Below are 16878 nucleotides of genomic sequence, written 5' to 3' on the forward strand. Positions count from 1 at the left end.
CTTTCAGGACGACCGTGGCCCGTTACGAACCCAAGACCGCCGAACCCCGCCAGCAGGCCCGATGGGCCGAGGCGTCCGCCTTCGTCACGAAGGATGCCGGCCGTCCGAAATACTATGTGCTGGAGATGTTCCCCTATCCGTCGGGCAACATCCACATGGGCCACGCCCGCAACTATGTGATGGGCGACGTGGTGGCGCGGTCCAAGCGGGCGCAGGGCTTCGACGTGCTGCACCCGATGGGCTGGGACGCCTTCGGCATGCCGGCCGAGAATGCGGCGATGGAGCGCGGCATCCACCCCAAGGGCTGGACCTATTCCAACATCGCCACGATGCGCGAGCAGCTGAAACTGCTGGGCCTGTCGCTGGACTGGTCGCGCGAGTTCGCCACCTGCGACCCGGAATATTACGGCAAGCAGCAGGCCTGGTTCCTGGAGCTGTATCGGCGCGGTCTGGTCTATCGCAAGGATGCGGTGGTCAACTGGGATCCGGTCGACAACACGGTCCTGGCCAATGAACAGGTGATCGACGGGCGCGGCTGGCGCTCTGGCGCCCTGGTGGAGAAGCGCAAGCTGAACCAGTGGTTCCTGCGCATCACCGACTATGCCGACGACCTGATAGAGGGCCTGAAGACCCTGGACCGCTGGCCCGAGAAGGTCCGGCTGATGCAAGAGAACTGGATCGGCAAGTCCAAGGGCGCGACCCTGTGGTGGACCATCGCCGAGGCGCCCGATTTTCTGCCCGCCTCGCCCGAGGGTGAACCCAACCACGCCCGCGATCCCATCGAGGTCTACACCACCCGCCCCGACACCCTGTTCGGGGCCGGCTTCCTGGCCCTGGCGCCCGACCACCCGCTGACCAAGGCCATCGCCGAACACCGGCCGGACGTGGCGGACTTCATCAAGGTCTGCGCCCAGACCGGCACCAGCGAGGCCGAGATCGAAAAGGCCGAGAAGCTGGGCGTCGATCTTGGCGTTCGCGTCCGCCATCCCTTCGACCCGGACAAGACCCTGCCCGTCTGGGCGGCCAACTTCGTCCTGTCCACCTATGGTTCGGGCGCCATCTTCGGCTGCCCCGCCCATGACCAGCGCGACCTGGACTTCGCCCGCAAATACGATCTGCCGGTGACGCCGGTGGTCAAGCCCGACGATGTGGACACCATCGAGATCGGAACCGAGGCCTATGTCGGGCCGGGCCGGATCTTCAACTCCGGCTTCCTGGACGGGATGGACGTGGAGGCCGCAAAGGCCGCCGCCATCGCCAAGGTGGAGGCCGCCGGTCAGGGCCGCGCCGAGACCATCTATCGCCTGCGCGACTGGGGCGTGTCGCGCCAGCGCTACTGGGGCTGCCCCATCCCGATCATCCACTGCCCGTCGTGCGGCCCGGTGGAGGTTCCGGCCGACCAGCTGCCGGTCGAACTGCCCGAAGACGTGACCTTCGACGTGCCGGGCAATCCGCTGGATCGGCACCCGACCTGGAAACACGTCAAATGCCCGTCGTGCGGCGCGGATGCGACGCGCGAGACGGATACGCTCGACACCTTCGTCGATTCCAGCTGGTATTTCGCCCGCTTCACCGACCCGACCGCCGAGGCGCCGATCGACAAGGCCGCCGCCGACCGCTGGCTGGCGGTGGATCAGTATATCGGCGGAGTCGAGCACGCGGTTCTGCACCTGCTCTACGCCCGCTTCGTGACCCGCGCCCTGTCTGACGCCGGCATGCTGTCGATCAAGGAGCCCTTCGCCGGCCTGTTCACGCAAGGGATGGTGGTCCACGAGACCTATCGCCGGCCAGACGGCGCCTGGGTCGAGCCGACCGATGTCGAACTGAGCAACGACAACGGCGTGCGTTCGGCCCGCCAGCTGTCGACCGGCGAGACCCTGGTCATCGGCGACATCGAGAAGATGTCCAAGTCCAAGAAGAACGTCGTCGCCCCGGCCGAAATCCTGGAAAGCCATGGCGTGGACGCCGGCCGCCTGTTCGTCCTGTCCGACAGCCCGCCCGAGCGCGACGTGCAATGGACGCCCGGCGGCGTGGAGGGCGCCGGCCGCTTCGTTCAGCGCGCCTGGTCGCTGTTCGACGCCTATGATCCCGTCTTCGCCGGCGAGGAAAAGGCCAACGCCGACCTGCTGCGCGAGACGCATAAGGCCATCAAGGCCGTGTCGGAAGGAGTCGAAGGCTTCCGCTTCAACTCCGCCATCGCCAAGCTCTACGCCTTCGTCGCCACCATCCGCGACACCGCCCAGGCCGGCGGCGACGCCCGGCGCCAGGCTTTGTCGGCCCTGGCCCGTCTGATCGCACCCTTCACCCCGCACCTGGCCGAGGAATGCTGGACGCGGCTGGGCGAGGACGGGATGGTTCTGGACGCGCCGTGGCCCGTGTGGGACGCTGCGCTGGCGGCCGACGACGAGGTGGTTCTGCCCATCCAGATCAACGGCAAGCGTCGCGCGGAAATCCGCGTGCCGCGCGGCATGGAGCCCGCCGAGGTCGAGGTGCTGGTCCTCGCCGACGAGACGGTGCAGGCGCGGCTGGAGGGTCTGAGCGTGAAGAAGATCGTGGTGGTCAAGGACCGCATCGTCAATCTGGTGGCCGGCTGATGCGCGGCGCGGCGGGTTTGGCCATCCTGGCCTCGGTCGCGGCGTCGCTGGCCCTGTCGGCTTGCGGCTTCACGCCCCTGTACGCCGAGCCGGCCGTGGGATCGTCGCTGCGCCGCATCGTGGTGACCACCCAGGACGACCGGCTGGGCTATCGGCTGCGCGAGCAGCTGGAGGACGCCCTGGCCTGGGATCGCGCCTCAACGCCGCTTTATCGGCTGACCACTCAGGTCGAACAGAGCCGTCGCTCGTTGGGTCGACGCATCGACGACACCGCGACCCGCTATGAACTGACGGTCAAGGCGACCTGGACCCTGACGCCGGCCTCGGGCGGCGCGCCGGTCACCGGAACGGAGACGGTCACGACCACCTACGCCGCCGCCGACCAGCCATACGCCGCCATCGCCGCCCAGCAGGACGGCGAGGAGCGGGCGGCGTCGGAACTGGCCCGCCTGATCCGGCTGGACCTCATGCAGGCCCTGTCCAACCCGTGATCCTGGCCAAACGCCCTGAGATCGAACGCTTCCTGAAGGCGCCCGATCCGGCGATCCGCGCGGCGGTCATCCACGGCAAGGACCGGTCCGGGGTCGCCGAACGGTCCGAGACGCTGTGTCGAACGGTCACCCCCGACCTGAACGACCCCTTCAACGTCACCGTCCTGACCGACAGCGACATCGACAGCGACGAAACCCGGTTGGAAGAGGCCCTGACGGCCATGTCCCTGATGGGCGGCCGGCGGCTGGTGCGTATCCGGCTGTCGGCGCTGAAGCCGGGCGTGGACAAGGCGGTCGCCGCCGCGCTGAAGATCCACGCTCAGGGCGGCTACAATCCCGACGCCATGCTGGTGGTCGAGGCCGACCAGCTGGGTCGCGAATCGGCGCTGCGGAAGGCGGCGGAAAAGGAAGACGGCGCGGTCGGCATCGTCTGCTACGAGGACGAGACCGGCGACGTGGCCCGAATGGTGCGCGAAGCCCTGGCCAGCGACAAGGTCGGCCTGACCTCCGACGCCCTGGATCGGTTCGTCGCCCGCCTGCCCCGCGAGCGCGGCCTGATGCGTCAGGAGATCGAGCGTCTGGCCCTGTTCATCGGCCCCGGCTCCGGCCGGACCCTGGACATGGACGCCTTGGAACAGCACCTGGGCGTCGAACCCGACGCCTCGCTGTCCGACGCCGCCCTCCAGGCCTTCGGCGCCCGTCCCGCCCCGGCCCAGTCGGGCCTGAGACGCGCCTTCGCCGAGGGCGAATCCTCGGTCATGGCCGTGCGGTTCGCAGCCATGCACCTGGCAAGGCTACGTCGAATCAATATCTTGCAAGCCAATGGCGCGAACGCAAAGGAGGCCGCCAAGGCCGCCGGCGTATTCTGGAAACAGGAGGCGGAAATGCTGCGTCAGGCCCGCTCCTGGCGTCTTGAGGCGCTGGACGAGGTGATGGACAGCATCAACACCGCCGACGTCGCCATCAAGACGACCGGAATGCCGGATCAACTGATCGCCGAACGTCTGCTGCTCGAAATCGCCGGCCGCGCTCGACGCCTGGGACTTTAACCGCGCTTCGACGCGCGGCGGAAGGCGGGCTTGGCCATGGCGACATTGCGCGCCGCGACGGTCTTCTCCTCGGCCTTGGCGCCGACCTGGGCGTTGAAGCCGTGCCCCGCCCTGGATTTCTTGGCGGCGAGCGCCTGTTTCAGCTTTTCGGCGGCGGTGGGCGTATTCTGATCGGTCATCCGCCCACCCTATCACATCCGGGCCTCAACCCCGCATCAGACGTCGGCACAGATCATCCAGCTGCTCCAGCGTGCCATAGCGGATGGTCAGCTCGCCCTTGCCGTCGCGGTCGGTCAGCTGGACATTCAGGCCCAGGGCGTCCGCCAAATCCTGCTGCAGCGCCACCACATCGGCCGACCCGCCGCTGTTCGCCTTGCGGGCGCCGGACCGGGCCTTGGGCGCCTTCGGCCCCTCGACCGCGCGCCTTGCCAGGGCCTCGGTCTCGCGCACGCTGAGGCCGTCGACGAAGGCGATGTCGGCCAGCTGGCCGGGATCGGGCGTATTGATCAGCGCCCGCGCATGACCCGCCGACAGCTTGCCTTCGCGTACATAGAACAGCACCCGCTCCGGCAGCTGGAGCAGGCGCATGGTGTTGGCCACATGGCTTCGGCTCTTGCCGACCACGCCCGCCACCGCGTCCTGGGTGCGACCGAACCGCTCCATCAACACCCGGTACGCTTCGGCCTCTTCCAACGGGTTCAGATCGGCGCGCTGGACGTTCTCGACGATGGCGACCTCGAACACCTCCACGTCATCCATCTCGTGGACCACGATGGGCACCTCGGTCAGACGCGCGGCCTGTGAGGCGCGCCAGCGACGCTCCCCGGCGATGATCTGCCAGACGCCCTCCTCGCCCGGCTGGGTGCGCACCAGGATCGGCTGAAGCACGCCCTTGTCGCGGATCGAGGCGGTCAGCTCCTCCAGATCCTCCTGGCGGAAGACCTTTCGCGGCTGGTCCGGGTTGGGCTTCAGGCTCTCGATGGGCGCGCGCCGCACACCGGCGGGCGTCGGCGCATCGGCGGCGACCGGCGCCTCCGCATTCTCGCCCATCAATGCCGACAGGCCGCGGCCCAGACCTCTTTGTCGTTCAGCCAAGATACTTTTTCCGTTTCTTCCAGGGTTCAGGCGGCCAGCTTCAGCCGCTGGCGCTCGCGCTTCACGACCTCGCGCGCCAGACGCAGATAGGCCTGGCTGCCGGCGCATTTCAGATCATAGATCAGGGCCGGCTTGCCGAAGGACGGCGCCTCCGCCACACGCACGTTACGCGGAATGACGCTCTCATAGACCTTGTCGCCAAAATGGGCGCGGACATCGTTCGCCACCTGGCCCGACAGGGCGCTGCGGCGGTCAAACATGGTCAGAACAAGGCCCTGAATTTCCAGCGATGGGTTTAGGCTGTGCTTGACCATGTCGATGGTCCGCATCAGTTGGCTCAATCCCTCCAGCGCGAAGAACTCGCACTGCAACGGCACCAGCACCGCATCTGAGGCCGCCATGGCGTTCAGGGTCAGAAGATTCAGCGACGGCGGGCAATCGATCAGCACATAGTCATACGCGGTAGGGCCGTCGTCATGCGCGCGTAGGGCATCACGCAGGCGATAGGAGCGACGATCCGCCTGGCTCAGTTCGATCTCGACGCCGGACATGTCGGCATCCGCCGGAACGATCCAAAGTCCCGGAACTGTGGTCTGAACCGCCGCATCGTCAATGGAACGCTGGTCCACAACGACGTCATAGATGGTGACCCGACGTGTTTCACGTGGAACACCCAGGCCGGTGGAGGCATTGCCCTGAGGGTCCATGTCAACGATCAAGACGCGCTCGCCGATCGCCGCCAGCGCGGTGCCCAGATTGATGGCGGTCGTGGTCTTGCCCACTCCGCCCTTCTGATTGGACACGGCGAGAACCCGTGCGGGCTGCTTCTTACGACCGGTTGCGGGCACGTCGAACACTCCGGATTGTCACGATGCGGCCGCGCGGATCACTCTGCGAAGGGGCCAGTTCAGCATCGAAATGCCAGGATTTCCGCGCTTCGATCAACTCGGATTCGGCCTTCTCCCCCTTCAGGAACAGACCTTGTGCACCCCTTTCAAAGTAGGGCTGTGCATAACCCAACAACTTGTCCATCGGCGCCACGGCCCGCGCGGTCACGATGTCGCACTTGATCCGCTGTTCCTCGGCCCGTCCGTTGACGACTGTCGCCGGCAACTCCAGCGCATCGACCACCTCTTGCAGGAAGCGACAGCGCTTGCCCAACGAATCGATTAGCCAGATGTGCGCGCCAGGGCGGCCCTTGGCCAGGACCGCCAACACCACGCCTGGGAAGCCCGCCCCGGCCCCAAGGTCCGCCCACGTCAAGGCCTGAGGCGCCTCTTGCAGCAACTGGGCGCTGTCCCAGGCATGACGGTTCCAGAAATCGGGCAGGCTGTCCGGCCCGACGAGGTTCATCACGGCATTGGCGTCTGCGAGCCGGATACGAAACGCCTCCAGGTCCGAAAGCTGCGTTTCGGTGGCTCGGGCGCGCGCCCCAAAGGCGGTCTTTTCCGGTTCCAGCATTACGCGGAGACCGTCGCGCGAGGCCCACGCTTTACATAGGCGAGCAGGGCCGTCAGGGCCCCAGGCGTCATGCCCTCGATCCTGCCAGCCTGGCCCAGAGTGACCGGCCGAACCCGCAACAGTTTCTCCCGCACCTCATTGGACAGCCCGCCGATCGCTGTATAGTCCAGATCAAGCGGCAGGGCTAACGCCTCCTCGGTTCTCAAGGCTTCAGCGTCGAGGGACTGGCGATCCAGATAGTTGGCGTAGCCCGCGTCGATCACAACCTGGTCGCGGACCTCGTCAGACCATCGCGCAATCTGCGGCACAGCCGGCAGAAACTGGTCCAACGCCACACCGGGGAAGGCCAGCAGTTCGCGCATGGACCTGCGCCGGCCATCAGCATTCACTGTGATCCCCAGCCCGCCCGCCTCGTTCGGGGTAAAGAGTGTTTCACGTGAAACAGCGCCCGCTTCCGCAAGCGCGACCGCCTTGGCTTCGAACCGCCGGCGGCGCGCCTCGCCGACAATACCCAGGTCTATGCCTAATGGCGTCAGCCGCTGATCGGCGTTATCCGCTCTCAGAGTCAGACGATACTCTGCGCGGCTGGTGAACATACGATAGGGCTCAGTCACACCGCGCGTCACCAGGTCGTCGATCATCACGCCGATATAGGCCCGCTCCCGCCCCAGGATGATAGCCGGTTGGCCGGCGGAAGCCCGCGCGGCGTTCAGCCCCGCCATCAGGCCCTGGGCCGCCGCCTCCTCATATCCGGTCGTGCCGTTGATCTGCCCCGCAAGATAAAGACCGGGCCGCTTCTTTGCTTCCAACGCCGGGGTCAGTTCTCGCGGGTCGACATAATCATACTCGATGGCGTAGCCGTAGCGAAACACCTCGACCGCCTTGAGACCGGGAATGGTCCGCAAGAAGGCCAGCTGAGTAGCCTCTGAAACGGAGGTGGAGATGCCGTTCGGATAGACCGTAGGATCGTCCAAACCTTCCGGCTCCAGGAAGATCTGATGACTGATCTTGTCGGAGAACCGAACCACCTTGTCCTCGATGGACGGGCAGTAGCGAGGCCCCCGCCCCGACAGCCGACCGCCATAGACGGCGCTTTCGCCCAGGTTCTCGGCGATGATGCGGTGTGTCTCTTCGGTCGTGTGGGTCACGCCGCAGGCGATCTGCGGCACGGTTATGGCGTCGGTCATGAAGGAGAAGGCCGAGGGCGTCTCGTCCGCCTGCTGCATCTCAAGACGCTCCCACGCGATGGTGCGGCCGTCCAGCCGCGCCGGCGTGCCCGTCTTCAATCGGCCCATCATCAGGTCGGCGGCGTGGAGGTCAGCCGCCAGTCCCGTCGAGGGGTCTTCGCCATGTCTTCCGGCCGGGATACGCTCGTCACCGCAATGGATAACGCCGTTCAGGAAGGTGCCCGTGGTCAGGACGACGGCGCCGGCCCGGACCGTCTGTCCCGCCCCCGTCATAACACCGACAACGCGGTCGCTCTCCAGAAGCAGACGTTCGGCCGTTCCAGCCATCAGCGTCAGATTAGGCGTGACAGCCAGTTCGGCCTGCATGGCCTCGCGGTAAAGACGACGGTCGATCTGGCTGCGAGGCCCCCGAACGGCGGCGCCCTTGGAACGGTTTAATAGACGAAATTGAATGCCCGAGACGTCAGCCAGACGCCCCATGACCCCATCCAGGGCGTCGATCTCTCGCACCAGATGCCCCTTACCCAGGCCGCCAATTGCCGGGTTGCAGGACATCTCGCCGATGGTCTCCAGCTTCTGCGTCAGCAGGACCGTACGCGCGCCCGCGCGGGCAGACGCCGCAGCCGCTTCACAGCCGGCGTGGCCGCCGCCGATGACGACGACGTCGTATACGAATTGAGTGGGATGGTTCATCCGCGCCCACATAGGCCAAGTCGGGGCCTTTCGCCAGTCATAGACTCATCACGGTGAATGCTGTTTCACGTGAAACAGCGGTATGGCTAAAGGGCTACTTTCCGATGCAGAAGGTCGCAAAGACCTGACCGAGTATGTCTTCCACGCCTATGGCGCCCGTCACGCGCGCCAGGTCCTGGGCGGCTCGGCGTAGATCATCCCCCGCCATCTCAGGCGCGATCTCCAGCGCGGCCCGACCTGCCTCGACGGCGGCAAGGGCCTCCCTCAGACGAAGGCGGTGTCGCTCACGGGTGACAGCCGGAAAGTCGGAACCGGCGAGATCTCGCGACAGCCTGGCGGCGATCCAGTCATGCAGCGCGGCGAGCCCCTGCCCGGTTGTCACGCTTACCTCTAAGACATCCATACTGCCGGCAAAGTCGTGGACGCCGAGATCGCTTTTGGTCGCAACGATCAGGTCGGCTGTCCGGGCGTAGTCAGCGGCGGTCCCTGTCGGATCGCCCGGCGCCCGCACCCACAGGCGCAGGTCCGCCTGATCCGCCCGCGCACGGGCGCGGCGAACCCCCTCGGCTTCGACGGGATCGTCGCTATCGCGCAACCCTGCGGTGTCGGACAGGGTGACGGCATAGCCGCCGATCACCAGTTCGGCGTCCAGCACGTCGCGCGTCGTTCCAGCGATGGGGGTGACGATGGCGGCTTCTCGCGCAATCAGGGCGTTGAACAGCGAAGACTTGCCCGCATTGGTCTCTCCGATCAGGACGATCCGATAGCCGTCCCGCACGCGCTCGCCTCTCCGGCCAGTGTCGATGGCGCGGCGCAGATCGTCGATCAGGCGATCCATTACGGGGCCGGCGGTGCGCGCCAGATTGTCGGGAACCTCTTCGTCTGGGAAATCAATCTCGGCTTCCACCAGGGCCAAGGCGTGAAGCAGATCGCGGCGAAAACCGGCGTAGGTTTCGCTCAAACGTCCGTCGAGCTGACCGAGAGCCTGTTTGGCCTGCGCCGTCGTCTCGGCGTCGATCAGGTCGGCGACCGCCTCGGCCTGGGCCAGGTCCATGCGGCCGTTCTGGAAGGCGCGGCGCGTGAACTCGCCCGGTTCGGCCGGTCGAACGCCCAGCGCGATCAGGGCGCGGCTGGCGGCCTCGACTACGGCTCGTCCTCCGTGAAGATGAAGCTCGGCCGAGTCTTCGCCGGTATAGGAATGCGGTGCCACGAAACGCAGCACCAGCGCCTGGTCGATGGCCGCGCCATTATGGACCAGATGTCGGACCGCAGCCATTCGCGGTTTGAGCCGATCCGCCCCCAGGCAGGCCAGCGTCGATTCGACGGCGGGCCCCGACAACCGAACCACGGCGATGGCTCCGCGACCGGGAGGCGTGGCGAGGGCGAAGATGGTGTCGGTCATCAGGTCTCCTCCCCATTCCAGACCGGACGTTGGCGCGGCGCGTCCTCCCTGTTCTATGGGAGGCGATCAGCGGCTACTTCACCGCCGCTTCCATCAGGCGTCGGAACTGGTCCTGGGCCTGCAGGCCGAAACTGGTCCAGGTCTTCATCAGCTCCTCGGGCTGCATGGCGGAGACATTCTCCTGCATCCGCTTCTGCATCTCGGCGACCATGGCGTCGTTCAGCGGGGTGACGTCGGGCAGGCCGAGGAAGGCCCGCGCCTCGGCCGGCGTGCAATCGACTTCGACATTGATCTTCATCGGCCTCAGCTCCGTTTCACGTGAAACAGAACGCCCGACGGCGCATGCCGTCTCAGGTGTTCATCGACTGGAAGAAGTCGGCGTTGTTCTTCGACTGACGCAGCTTGTCGAGCAGGAATTCGATGGCGTCCTGCGGCCCCATCGGGTTCAGGATGCGGCGCAGGACATAGGTCTTGGCCAGCTGGTCCTTCGGCGTGATCAGGTCTTCCTTGCGGGTGCCGGACTTGAGCACGTCGATGGCGGGGAAGATGCGCTTGTCGGCGACCTTGCGGTCCAGCACGATTTCCGAGTTGCCGGTGCCCTTGAACTCTTCGAAGATCACCTCGTCCATGCGGCTGCCGGTGTCGATCAGGGCCGTGGCGATGATGGTCAGCGAACCGCCCTGCTCCACATTGCGCGCGGCACCGAAGAAGCGCTTGGGACGTTGCAGGGCGTTGGCGTCGACGCCGCCGGTCAGCACCTTGCCCGACGAGGGGACGGTGGCGTTGTAGGCGCGGCCCAGACGGGTGATGGAGTCCAGCAGGATCACCACATCCTTCTTGTGCTCGACCAGACGCTTGGCCTTTTCGATCACCATTTCGGCGACGGCGACGTGGCGGGTGGCGGGCTCGTCGAAGGTGGAGGCCACGACCTCGCCCTTCACAGTGCGCTGCATGTCGGTGACTTCTTCCGGGCGTTCATCGATCAGCAGGACGATCAGGAAGACCTCGGGATGGTTCTTCTCGATAGACTTGGCGATGTTCTGCAGCATCACCGTCTTGCCGACGCGAGGCGGCGCCACGATCAGGCAGCGCTGGCCCTTGCCCAAAGGCGCGACGATGTCGATGACCCGGCCCGAACGGTCCTTCAGGGTCGGGTCCTGGATTTCCATGTGCAGCCGCTCCTCGGGATAGAGGGGCGTCAGGTTGTCGAACAGGACCTTGGTCTTGACCAGTTCCGGGTCTTCCAGATTGATCGTGTCGACCTTCAGCAGGGCGAAGTAACGCTCGCCCTCGCGCGGGCCGCGCACGGCGCCGTGCACCGTATCGCCGGAACGCAAGCCGAAGCGGCGGATCTGCGACGGCGACACATAGATATCGTCCGGACCCGGAAGATAGTTGGCGTCCGGGCTCCGCAGGAAGCCGAAACCATCCGGCAGGATTTCCAGCACGCCGTCAGCGATGATCTCGACTTCTTCGTCGGCCAGAGCCTTCAGGATGGCGAACAGCAGGTCCTGTTTGCGCAGGTTGGAGGCGTTCTCGACCTCCAGCTGTTCGGCGAAGGCGACCAGGTCGGCCGGCGTCTTTTCGTTCAGTTCCGCCAGGGTGATGCGGCCGTTGGCGACGACGGGTTCGCCGTCCTCGTCCTCGTCGGCCGTGGTGTCCACGCCGGAATCGGCGCCGGCCGCCTCGCCGGCCTCATGCTGGGCGCCGTGATGGATTGGGGCTTCGGCCTCCACGCCTTCGTTTTCGGGGGTGTCGGGATTGGTGTCGCGGACGTCGGTCATGATGCAGGCTCGCGGGCGCACGCAGATGGTCGCTGCGGCGTCGGGTCTCTAGGAATGTCTGGCCTTTCGGCCGGAGGAGGGCGCGACGGCGTCCCGCTGGTCGAACCGGCAGGCGTCGCGAAGAAGAGAGGGACCGCCGACGCCAGGGTCGAACGGTTCACCGCCAGCGGAACCACAGCCGGCGGCCCAGGTCAAGCGGGGCCGCCTAACCGAACCGCCATTCCGTCGTCACCGACAGCACCATGATGATGGCCAGGACGAACGGCACCTCATTGGTCATGCGCCAGAACTTGCCGGAATATTTCGACGTGCCGGCGGCGATCTTCTTCCGCTGCGCGGCCAGGAAGCCGTGCCAACCGCTGAGCAGGAAGACCCCGACCAGCTTCGTCACCATCCAGGGCTCGACCAGGAAGGCCGCGCCGCGCGCCGAGACGTCGATATGGATCAGCCACAGGCCGAAGCCCCAGGCCAGGATCATCGCCGGATTGAGGATGATGCGCAGCAGCCGCGTCTGCCACAGGCGAAGCAACGCCTGCATCTCGCCGCGCAAGGGTTCGGGCTTGGCGTTCTGCTCGACGTCATAGGCGTAGAGGCGCGGCAGGAACAGCAACCCGGCCATCCAGGCGATCACCGCCAGAATGTGCAGGCCGCGCGCCAGATCATACAGGTTCATGCCGCGTGTCTCCCGTTACGATGCGGACAGGCCTTCCAGTCGCCCTTGCACCCCTGTCCATACGGCGCGACGCCGGTGCGGCCCAAGGCCCCCACGGTCGCCTCGGCCAGGGCGTCGATGAACAGCGGCTCGATCCCGACGGCGGGCGCCCGCAGATAGGGCTGAACGCCCTTGGCATGGGCCAGTTCGGCGTATTCGATGTCCAGTTCCACCAGGGTCTCGATATGTTCGGAAACGAAGGCGATGGGGGTGACGACCACCCCGACCCCGTCGTCGGCCGCCGTCTGGATCGCCTCGGGCGTGGACGGCCCCAGCCATTTCATCGGTCCGACGCGGCTCTGATAGCAGAGGGCGTGGTCGATGGGGCCGCGCCGGGCCTCGATCTCTGCGACCACGGCGGCGACGGTCGTCTCGACCTGCTCCTGATAGGGGTCGCCCTTGCCGCTGACCAACTTTTCAGGAATGCCGTGGGCGGAAAACAGCACCCGCACCGGGGCGTCGCCCGCCTCGTCCAGCTTCTGATCGATCGCCTGGGCCTGGGCGGCGATCCAGCCTGCCGCTTGGGGATAGCAGCAGACCGCCCGGCTGACGCCCGATCCGGCGTAGGTCGCGGTCCAGAGCTGCAGCGACGACTGGGTCGTGGTCGTCGAATACTGCGGGTAGAGCGGCAGAAGGACCACTTTGTCCGGCCCATAGACCGCGACATCGGCCGCCGTCTCTTCCGTCAGCGGATGCCAGTAGCGCATGGCGACGAAGACGCGGACCTCGTCGTGCGACAGCCGCTCGTTCAGCACCGTCTCCAGCGCCTGGGCCTGACGCCGGGTTTCCGGCAGCAGGGGCGAACCGCCGCCCATCAGGCGATAGTTGGCCTGAGCCGACGCCTCGCGCCGGCTGGAGATCAGACGGGCCAGAGGCGTGCGCGCAAACCCCGGCAACCCGATGATGGCCGGGTCGTTGAACAGGTTGAACAGGAAGGGTTTGACCGAGGCCTGATCGTCCGGCCCGCCCAGATTGAACAGAACCACGGCGATCCGCCGCCCCTTCAAACCCGCCCCATCCCGCGCATCGATCATTGGGCGCCGATCCGTTTCAACACCTGTTCGACATGGTCGATGGGCACGTCCGGCAGGATGCCATGGCCCAGGTTGAATATCCAGGGCCCCTGCCCCCAGGCCTCCATCAACTGATCGACGCGGCGGTCCAGCATCTCGCCGCCGGCGCGGAGCAGCAACGGGTCCAGCGCGCCCTGGATCGGCTTGATCCGCTGCACCCGTTTGCCGACCTCCAAAGGACAGGCCGTGTCGAGCGCGACGGCGTCCACCTCGACCTGTTCGGCATAACGCTCTGCAAGCGCTGCAGAGCCGCGTGGGAAGCCGATCAGGGGCACGGCGACCCCTAGCTCCCGCGTGCGGCGGACAAGCGCCTGGTGGGGCTTCAGAACCAGCCGTTCGAACAGGTCGTCGGGGAGCCCTTCTGCCCAGCTCTCGAAAATCTTCAGCACCTGGGCGCCGCTGTCGGCCTGCATCTTCAGATACCGGGCCGTGGCCTCGACCAGCACCTCCAGCGTCTCGTCCACGCGCTTGGGATCGGCGTAGGCGTAGGTGCGGGCCTGGGCGCGTTCGCCCTTGCCGATGGTGCGATGCTCGCCGTCCAACATATAGGTGGCCACCGTCCAGGGCGCGCCGGCGAACCCGATCAGGGCGCGCTCGGGCTCCAGCGCCGCACGCACGATCGACAGGGTTTCACCCACAGCCGACAGATGCTCGCCCGCCGACGGCGCCAGCTCGGCCATCCGACCGGGGATCGGCATTTCGCCCAGCCGGGGCCCCTCGCCCGTCTCGAACCAGACGTCCTGACCCAGGGCGCGCGGGATCAACAGAATGTCGGCGAAGACGATGGCCGCATCGAAGCCGAACCGACGCATGGGCTGAAGCGTCGCCTCAGCCGCCATCTCGGGGTTCAGGCAGAAGGCGATGAAGTCCGGCGCCTCGGCCCTCAGACGACGGTACTCGGGCAGATACCGCCCGGCCTGACGCATGAACCAGACGGGCGGACGATCCAACGTCTCTCCTCGGAGAGCCCGGATCATCAGGGGTGTCTGATCGGCGTTCTGGGTCGGATCGGTCATGCCGGACGATTAAGGTCACAGCCCCCCGCTCTCAATCCCTAATCAGAATAAGAATTAGAAGATTCGAAGTGGCAGGTAGGGCGGTGGAATGACGGGGATGACTTCGGCTCTCGCGGCGGAACAAAAGCGGATATCCCCGGTCCGACTATCGTTAACGGGGATGATCTTGTCGCCTGTCGGGCCGGTGGATAATCCCTAATGAAAGCTTAACGACAAAGGCTTTGCGGGGCTTCGGGCCTGTGAACGGGGTTAAGCGGCGTTAACCAACCGTTAGGATTTCCACAGCGAAGGCGAAAAGGGTTTTCCGCCTTGGGATGAACGGGCCGCGTGCGGATGATGCGATCCACCCTCATCCCCGCTCGCGGCGAGAACCTTGAGCGGCTAAGACAAACGGCGCCCCGGCGATCCCCCGCCGTCCCCGAAGTTTCAACAGGGAGACCGACCGTATGAGCCCTGCCCGACCGTCCGGCGTCCGGCCGTCCAATCCCGGCCGCCTGGCCACCTATTTCCACGTCCATCTGGTATCGGATTCCACCGGCGAGACGCTGAACGCCATGGCCAAGGCGGTCACGGCCCGCTTCGACGGCGTCATCCCCATCGAGCACATCTACGCCCTGGTCCGCTCCGACAAACAGATGGAGCGGGTTCTGCAGGAGGTGGCCTCGGCGCCCGGCGTGGTTCTGCACACCCTGGTCGATCGCGATCTGCGCGAACAGCTGGAAGAGGGCTGTCGGCGGCTGGACATGCCCCAGATCGGCGCGCTCGATCCCCTGGTGGGGGCCATGTCCCGCTATCTCGGGGCGGCCCTGTCCACCCGCGTCGGCGCCCAGCACGCCCTGGACCACGACTATTTCAACCGCATCGCGGCCCTGGACTTCGCCATGGCCTATGACGACGGCCAGGGCTCGTTGGAGCAGCTGGAGGGGGCCGATGTGGTGCTGTGCGGCGTCAGCCGGACGTCCAAGACCCCGACCTGCATCTATCTGGCCCACCGGGGCATCCGCGCCGCCAATGTTCCCCTGGTGCCGGGCCAGGAGGACGGCGAGCGGCTGACGAAGCTGAAGAACCCGCTGGTCATCGGCCTGACCGTTTCGCCGGATCGGCTGGTTCAGATCCGGCGCAACCGGATCGACAATCTGAACGCCAATCCCTCTTCCGCCTATACCGACCAGGAGGCGGTGCGTGACGAGACGATCAAGGCGCGCCGGGCCTTCGAACGGCGCGGCTGGCCCACCATCGACGTCAGCCGGCGGTCGGTCGAGGAGACGGCGGCCGCCATCACCAACCTGCTCAGCGAACATCGCAATCAGAAGATCGGAACCACTTGGTGAGCGAGCCGACCCAGCCCCTGATCCTGGCGTCCAAGAGCGCGGCCCGGCGGGCCATGCTGGAGAACGCCGGCGTGTCGTTCGCCGTGCGTGTCGCTGGCGTGGACGAGGACGCGATCAAGGCCGCATCCGGCGACCTGGACCCCGCCGCCCTGGCCGTCCGTTTAGCCGAGGCCAAGGCCCTGGCCGTATCGCGCGACGATGAGGACGCCTGGGTTCTGGGGTCGGATCAGACCCTGGCCTTCGATGGCGGCCTGGTATCCAAGGCCCGGTCGCTGGATGCGGCGCGCGAACGCCTGAAGGCCATGCGCGGCCGGTCGCACCAGCTGCATTCGGCCGCCGCCCTGGCGACCAGGGGCCAGGTCGTCTGGTCGGGCGTCGATACGGTTCAGATGCGGATGCGCGATTTCTCCGACGCCTTCCTGGACGCCTATCTGGCGGCCGAGGGCGAGGCGCTGCTGGCCTGTGTGGGGTCCTATCGGCTGGAGGGGCTGGGCGCGCAGTTGTTCGAAGCGGTGGACGGGGACTATTTCACCGTGCTGGGCCTGCCGCTTTGGCCGGTTCTGGCCGAACTGCGCCGGGCCGGAGTGCTGATCCGATGACCGTCCAGGCCGGGGTCGTCGGCTGGCCCATCGCCCATTCTCTCAGCCCCCTGATCCACACGACCTGGATCGCGGCGGCGGGTCTGGACGCCGCCTATGTCGCCCATGGGCCGGAGACGCCGGACCAGTTTGCGGCCCTGCTGGACCAGGGGCGCGCGGGCCGGCTGCGCGGGCTGAACGTCACGGCGCCGTATAAGGAACTGGCCTTCGCCGCCGCGGATCGCGTGTCCGACGACGCCCGCCTGGTCGGGTCGGCCAATCTGCTGGTGTTCGAGGACGGGCGCATCGTCGCCGACAGCACCGACGGCCATGGGCTGATGAACGCCCTGGCGGAACAGGCGCCGGCTCTGCAAGTCGCCGGGCGGGCGGTGGTGATCCTGGGCGCCGGCGG

17 protein-coding genes are annotated in these 16878 nt (G+C 66.6%); 6 read left to right on the top strand and 11 right to left on the bottom strand.

Features of this window, described 5'->3' with window-relative positions; all coding sequences use genetic code 11:
- The first annotated feature begins 14 nt into the window (after positions 1–14).
- Genes leuS through holA form a run of 3 tightly spaced genes read left to right on the top strand, consistent with a single transcriptional unit; the run spans position 15 to position 4134 of the window.
- Complete coding sequence (gene leuS / locus RTU05_RS05160; protein WP_312596327.1) at positions 15–2594, top strand: leucine--tRNA ligase; 2580 nt, start codon at positions 15–17, stop codon at positions 2592–2594.
- The gene (gene lptE, locus RTU05_RS05165; protein WP_312596329.1) at positions 2594–3085 is read left to right on the top strand and encodes an LPS assembly lipoprotein LptE; all 492 of its coding nucleotides are present in this window, start codon (positions 2594–2596) and stop codon (positions 3083–3085) included. Before leuS ends, lptE begins: the two co-directional genes overlap by 1 nt.
- Positions 3082–4134, top strand: a complete 1053-nt coding sequence (gene holA, locus RTU05_RS05170) for a DNA polymerase III subunit delta (RefSeq protein ID WP_312596331.1) — start codon at positions 3082–3084, stop codon at positions 4132–4134. Before lptE ends, holA begins: the two co-directional genes overlap by 4 nt.
- Here holA and RTU05_RS05175 read toward each other — a convergent pair.
- From RTU05_RS05175 to hemE, 11 genes are all read right to left on the bottom strand, one after another.
- Positions 4131–4313, bottom strand: coding sequence for a hypothetical protein (locus tag RTU05_RS05175; RefSeq protein ID WP_312596333.1), 183 nt, complete (start codon positions 4311–4313; stop codon positions 4131–4133). The genes holA and RTU05_RS05175 overlap by 4 nt on opposite strands.
- Positions 4314–4338: 25 nt before the next feature.
- A complete protein-coding gene (locus tag RTU05_RS05180) occupies positions 4339–5229 on the bottom strand; it encodes a ParB/RepB/Spo0J family partition protein (protein ID WP_312596335.1) in 891 nt (296 codons plus the stop codon).
- Positions 5230–5255: 26 nt separating this feature from the next.
- Complete coding sequence (locus RTU05_RS05185; protein WP_312596337.1) at positions 5256–6077, bottom strand: ParA family protein; 822 nt, start codon at positions 6075–6077, stop codon at positions 5256–5258.
- Positions 6058–6690, bottom strand: coding sequence for a 16S rRNA (guanine(527)-N(7))-methyltransferase RsmG (rsmG, locus tag RTU05_RS05190; RefSeq protein WP_312596339.1), 633 nt, complete (start codon positions 6688–6690; stop codon positions 6058–6060). The genes RTU05_RS05185 and rsmG overlap by 20 nt, the downstream gene beginning before the upstream one ends.
- On the bottom strand, positions 6690–8570 hold the full coding sequence (gene mnmG / locus RTU05_RS05195; protein WP_312596341.1) for a tRNA uridine-5-carboxymethylaminomethyl(34) synthesis enzyme MnmG: 1881 nt from the start codon (positions 8568–8570) through the stop codon (positions 6690–6692). The genes rsmG and mnmG overlap by 1 nt, the downstream gene beginning before the upstream one ends.
- A gap of 94 nt (positions 8571–8664) precedes the next feature.
- Positions 8665–9972, bottom strand: a complete 1308-nt coding sequence (gene mnmE, locus RTU05_RS05200; protein ID WP_312596343.1) for a tRNA uridine-5-carboxymethylaminomethyl(34) synthesis GTPase MnmE — start codon at positions 9970–9972, stop codon at positions 8665–8667.
- 73 nt (positions 9973–10045) lie between these two features.
- Positions 10046–10270 (bottom strand): DUF6489 family protein, encoded by a 225-nt coding sequence (locus RTU05_RS05205; RefSeq protein WP_312596344.1) that lies wholly within the window; start codon positions 10268–10270, stop codon positions 10046–10048.
- 52 nt (positions 10271–10322) lie between these two features.
- Complete coding sequence (gene rho, locus RTU05_RS05210) at positions 10323–11756, bottom strand: transcription termination factor Rho (protein ID WP_248120693.1); 1434 nt, start codon at positions 11754–11756, stop codon at positions 10323–10325.
- Positions 11757–11961: 205 nt separating this feature from the next.
- Positions 11962–12429, bottom strand: coding sequence for a CopD family protein (locus RTU05_RS05215; RefSeq protein ID WP_312596346.1), 468 nt, complete (start codon positions 12427–12429; stop codon positions 11962–11964).
- The gene (hemH, locus tag RTU05_RS05220) at positions 12426–13502 is read right to left on the bottom strand and encodes a ferrochelatase (protein WP_312596347.1); all 1077 of its coding nucleotides are present in this window, start codon (positions 13500–13502) and stop codon (positions 12426–12428) included. Before hemH ends, RTU05_RS05215 begins: the two co-directional genes overlap by 4 nt.
- On the bottom strand, positions 13499–14557 hold the full coding sequence (gene hemE, locus RTU05_RS05225; protein WP_312596348.1) for a uroporphyrinogen decarboxylase: 1059 nt from the start codon (positions 14555–14557) through the stop codon (positions 13499–13501). Before hemE ends, hemH begins: the two co-directional genes overlap by 4 nt.
- A 446-nt stretch (positions 14558–15003) precedes the next feature.
- Between hemE and RTU05_RS05230 the strand changes: the two genes are divergently transcribed.
- The 3 genes from RTU05_RS05230 to RTU05_RS05240 form a co-directional block, all read left to right on the top strand.
- On the top strand, positions 15004–15888 hold the full coding sequence (locus RTU05_RS05230) for a pyruvate, water dikinase regulatory protein (protein WP_312596349.1): 885 nt from the start codon (positions 15004–15006) through the stop codon (positions 15886–15888).
- Entirely contained in the window at positions 15885–16487 is a 603-nt protein-coding gene (locus RTU05_RS05235; RefSeq protein WP_409411592.1) for a Maf family protein, read from the top strand. Before RTU05_RS05230 ends, RTU05_RS05235 begins: the two co-directional genes overlap by 4 nt.
- The coding region (locus RTU05_RS05240) for a shikimate dehydrogenase family protein (protein ID WP_409411593.1) at positions 16484–16878 on the top strand (395 nt) is incomplete at its 3' end. The genes RTU05_RS05235 and RTU05_RS05240, both read left to right, overlap by 4 nt.

The organism is Brevundimonas sp., from assembly GCF_032017145.1.
In the GTDB taxonomy this organism is placed as follows: Bacteria; Pseudomonadota; Alphaproteobacteria; order Caulobacterales; family Caulobacteraceae; genus Brevundimonas.